This window comes from Rhizobium sp. Root708 (assembly GCF_001429725.1).
In the GTDB taxonomy this organism is placed as follows: Bacteria; Pseudomonadota; Alphaproteobacteria; order Rhizobiales; family Rhizobiaceae; genus Rhizobium.
Genome location: NZ_LMHV01000024.1, coordinates 16,181 through 19,914, shown reverse-complemented (window position 1 = coordinate 19,914; position 3,734 = coordinate 16,181). Strand labels below are relative to the sequence as shown.

The 3,734-nt window shown below is 58.5% G+C and carries 6 protein-coding genes and 2 pseudogenes; 5 read left to right on the top strand and 3 right to left on the bottom strand.

Going from position 1 to position 3,734, the window contains the following annotated elements:
* The 3 genes from ASE04_RS16550 to ASE04_RS30160 all read left to right on the top strand — a co-directional run.
* Positions 1 to 988, top strand: a 988-nt coding sequence (locus ASE04_RS16550; protein WP_056819176.1) for a cation:proton antiporter, incomplete at its 5' end; no start/stop codon positions are given.
* 125 nt (positions 989 to 1,113) lie between these two features.
* Positions 1,114 to 1,473: a response regulator gene (locus tag ASE04_RS16545; RefSeq protein ID WP_056819184.1), complete on the top strand. Its 360-nt coding sequence runs from the start codon at positions 1,114 to 1,116 to the stop codon at positions 1,471 to 1,473.
* A 93-nt stretch (positions 1,474 to 1,566) separates the two neighbouring features.
* On the top strand, positions 1,567 to 1,800 hold the full coding sequence (locus ASE04_RS30160) for a low affinity iron permease family protein (protein ID WP_338012495.1): 234 nt from the start codon (positions 1,567 to 1,569) through the stop codon (positions 1,798 to 1,800).
* 45 nt (positions 1,801 to 1,845) lie between these two features.
* On the opposite strand, the gene ASE04_RS16540 is transcribed toward ASE04_RS30160, so the two are convergent.
* Positions 1,846 to 2,244 carry a low affinity iron permease family protein gene (locus tag ASE04_RS16540; protein WP_056819174.1) on the bottom strand — a complete coding sequence of 133 codons (399 nt, stop codon included), beginning with the start codon at positions 2,242 to 2,244 and terminating at the stop codon, positions 1,846 to 1,848.
* 270 nt (positions 2,245 to 2,514) lie between these two features.
* On the opposite strand from ASE04_RS16540, the pseudogene ASE04_RS32065 reads away from it, so the two are divergent.
* Positions 2,515 to 2,652: pseudogene (locus ASE04_RS32065) on the top strand (hypothetical protein); the annotation flags it as partial.
* A 10-nt stretch (positions 2,653 to 2,662) separates the two neighbouring features.
* Here the strand turns inward: ASE04_RS32065 and ASE04_RS16535 are convergent.
* Complete coding sequence (locus ASE04_RS16535; RefSeq protein ID WP_056819173.1) at positions 2,663 to 2,884, bottom strand: hypothetical protein; 222 nt, start codon at positions 2,882 to 2,884, stop codon at positions 2,663 to 2,665.
* A 73-nt stretch (positions 2,885 to 2,957) separates the two neighbouring features.
* Positions 2,958 to 3,152: a hypothetical protein gene (locus tag ASE04_RS31670; RefSeq protein ID WP_056819170.1), complete on the bottom strand. Its 195-nt coding sequence runs from the start codon at positions 3,150 to 3,152 to the stop codon at positions 2,958 to 2,960.
* Positions 3,153 to 3,453: 301 nt separating this feature from the next.
* Here ASE04_RS31670 and ASE04_RS31220 point away from each other — a divergent pair.
* Positions 3,454 to 3,564 (top strand): annotated as a pseudogene (locus tag ASE04_RS31220) (MBL fold metallo-hydrolase); the annotation flags it as partial.
* Positions 3,565 to 3,734 lie beyond the last annotated feature (170 nt).

The window sequence follows — 3,734 nt, the reverse complement described above, 5'->3', positions numbered from 1 at the left end:
CATCGCAGCCATCGCCTTTCTCGGATGGAGCGTGCTTGGCCTCGGGGCCGCATCGGCGTTGCTTCTTGGAGCCGCCCTTGCGCCGACAGATCCCGTTCTGGCGGCAGACGTGCAGGTCGGCCCGCCGCAGACCGGCGAGGAGGACGACATCCGGTTCGCTCTGACATCCGAAGCGGGCCTGAATGACGGCCTGAGTTTCCCGTTCGTCCTTGCAGCGATCGCGATCGCATCGCAGGCGGACGGGGGCTACGAATGGGTAGGACGATGGCTCGCCGTCGATGTCGTCTTGAAGCTTGCGGCCGGTGTCGTCATGGGTTGGATCGTGGGCCGCGCGCTTGGATACCTGACGTTCAAGGTTCCGAGGGCCGGCCGCATTGCCAAGACCGGGGACGGCCTCGCAGCCCTTGGGTTCACCTGCATTGCCTATGGGGCAACCGAACTCGTTCATGGATATGGCTTCGTCGCGGTCTTCGTATCGGCGCTCACGCTTCGCAGCGTCGAGCGCAACAGCGACTTCCATGGGGAACTCCATGACTTCGGCGAGCAGATCGAGCGGCTCCTGACGATGGTTCTTCTCGTATGCTTTGGCTCGGTCCTCACGGAGGGCGCCCTTCTCTCCGAAGTCGACTGGAGGATTGCCGTCGTGGCAGTCGTCGTACTGGCACTCGTGCGTCCGCTTGCAGGTTGGGTTAGCCTCCTGGGATGTCGACGTTCGCGGGCGGAAAGGTTCATCGTATCGGTATTCGGCATCCGGGGGATCGGCTCGATCTACTACCTTGCCTACGCATCCGGTCGAGCGGAGTTTGGCGGCATCCAGATCGTATGGTCGACGGTCCTCGTCATAATCCTCATGTCGATCCTACTCCACGGTGTCGCGGTCACGCCCGTCATGCGGTGGATCGACAAGGAGCGCGGCGTCGACAGTACACGTCGGATGAACAGAGATCCCGGTGAAGCGGGGTTGGATGATCTCATCTCGAAGAGATAGCTGACGGGAAGCTGGTCCGAGTAACGTCACGAACTGTTGCAAGTCGGATACCAACGAAATCTCCACATATGTATCATCATCTGATAGCATGAGTTATAGGAGCAGTTTCGGTGGGCCGGAACATCATGAGCGATCATAAGACAATCTTGCTTCTCGAGGACGAAGCCATTATCGCAGTCGACGTCGAAGAGACGTTGCGGACGCGGCCGAAGGTGGAGGTCGTGGCCCTCGATACATGCGAGGAAGCCATGGTTTGGCTCGAATCCAACTCTCCAGATCTCGCTGTTGTCGATCCCATGCTTAGAGACGGCTACTGCCATGCGGTCGCTATGGAACTCGTTTCCCGATCTATCCCCTTCATTGTCCATTCCGGCTACGGCGGGGGCGCTGCCGACGAACAGCCAATCTTCGAGAAAGGCCTGTGGGTTCCGAAGCCGAGCCAGCCGGACGAACTGCTCGACGTGGTTGGCCGCCTGCTTGGATGACGGAACGCCACGTGGTTTCGTGCATTTCTCTGCACGGAGTTGTCGATGCATCCTTGACGAGCACTTTCCGAAACTTCGAACGCCGTCGCGGGACTGGCGGGCCATCGCCTGACGCTCGCGGGCGGGGTCGCCGTCGCGGTTGGGTGGATCGCCACCGGCGCAGTTTCCGGATTTCAGACGTGGTGGTATCTCTATGCAAACATCATCGGCACACTTGCCACGGTGTTGATACTTCCGCTCGTCCAGCACTCGCAGAACCGTAATATGCGCGCTATGCAGATCAAGGTTGACGAGTTGATCCGTCGGGCGAGGCCGGCAACCATATGATCGGCATTGAACACTGGGAACGGGAGTGTCAGGAAAAACCGGAGACTAGGCCGAGGTCTCCTTGATACCTGCCTTCTCGTCGGCGACATCTTCCACGCATTCCGCCTTCTCGGCGAGCGTCTTGCTCATTTTGCGTAGCGATTCTTCGTCAAGCTTCTCGATGCCTACGAAACTGTTCTGAGCTTGGGACGTGAGGATGAGTTCATCGAGCTTGGCCTGAAGCGCCTTGCCGTCCCTGTTTTGGGAATTCTGCAGCACGAAGACCATGAGGAATGTGATGATGGTCGTGCCGGTGTTGATTACGAGTTGCCAGGTTTCTGAATACCCGAAGAATGGACCCGATGCGGCCCAGACGACCACAAGGGCGAGCGCCAGCACGAACGTGCCAGGTTTCCCCGATAAGTCGGCGATGTTAGTGGCGAATTTTGAAAAGAACTTCGACATTTTGCGCTCCAAGCAACCCCTGGCGTTCAGTAACGCCCCGAGGGTCGCCCAGTTCCAAGGAGAATCTGGTAGATCAGAAAGTCGAAAATTGTGATGGGGCCGGCCCGTCCGTCGAGGCTTGTAGAGGAAATTGGGGGGACGGATCGCAGGATCACGCACTGTCCGGGCAGTGCTCTCGCAATACGTCGAGGAGAGTCCCCACAGTGAACGGTTTCTGGATGAAGCTTGCGTTTCCACGGAGTTCATCCTCGGCGGGCACCCTCGCCCCGGAAGCAAGGACTGGGACTAGGTCTCCATATAGCGTCCGAGATTGCCAAGGCGCATGGAGGCACCTTGACGGTGAAATCCGATCAAGAGGTGACGATCTTCGAATTTCGGATGCCGGGTACCCCAAAGGAAACGCCTTAGCAGCCTCTGGCTAAGCGACTGGATCTGCCTTCTTCCGCTTCAGCTTCGTGGTGGACTTGGAAGCGTTCGCAGCACGTTCGACGGCTTCCTTTTCGAGGCGTAAGGCCCTGAGCTTAGCAGTTTTGGATTCCCGGTCGAGCACGCGCTTGTCCATGATCGCGTGTGCGGCTTCGGTGGTGGCGTCGAGCTTGGCAGTGCCGGAGAGTTTTGGTGCTTTGATGTCTTGATCCATGAATGCCGATATAGCGCACCACGGAGCCACCGCAACCGCGCCATGGGAGGTCGTGGTGGGGAACACCGAATCTTTAGGGGTTCCGCGTCTCGTGCCGCGGTTCTCGCGCGACTGACGAAGCACTACGGGCAGCCGAAAAGCCCTGTCCTCGTTTCGATGCCGCAGCCTCCAGCAGCTTCTCGAAATCGCCGAGAGATACTCTGTCCGCCCGCAACATCTGCCTGATGAGAGGGTCCTTCAAGACCTGGGATATTGTCAAATCAAGCATCGGGCGCACTCCAGACATGGGCATAGGCTAATATGCTTGTGTTAAGGCTGAATGACTCCAAGGTGGCGGAAACATGGCGTGAATGTGGGACGAGTGATGGCCGATTGTCAAAATTCACAAACACCCTTTCCTGAAGAATAGCGAGGCCATCCCAACGAGGGTGCGATCGATGTCGCCTCGACAGTGAAGTGCCGTTCCCTTGGATCCCGCACTGCCTTGCTCTTGCGACGAAAAACTGGCGAACCCGGGATGAATGACCCGCCAGTGATGCGGGTCATTCTCGCTTGACTGGCGGGGTTGAAACCCGTTGGTTTCGGCCGAAACGGCAAAGGCCGCCCTCGATCTCTATCGCAAACATCGCGGCGACAAACCCGTCAAGGCGGTCATCTACACCCATAGCCACGTCGACCACTAAGTGACGCTCATTCCGCCAACGAACATCATCACGAAGACCGGTCAGAAGGAAACCATCGACGGACTGACCTGTCGTCATCGATCTCTATTCCCGCCGGGTGATCGGCTGGGCAATGCAGAGCCGTCAAACCACCGACGTCGTGCTGCAGGCGCTGCTCATGGCGGTGT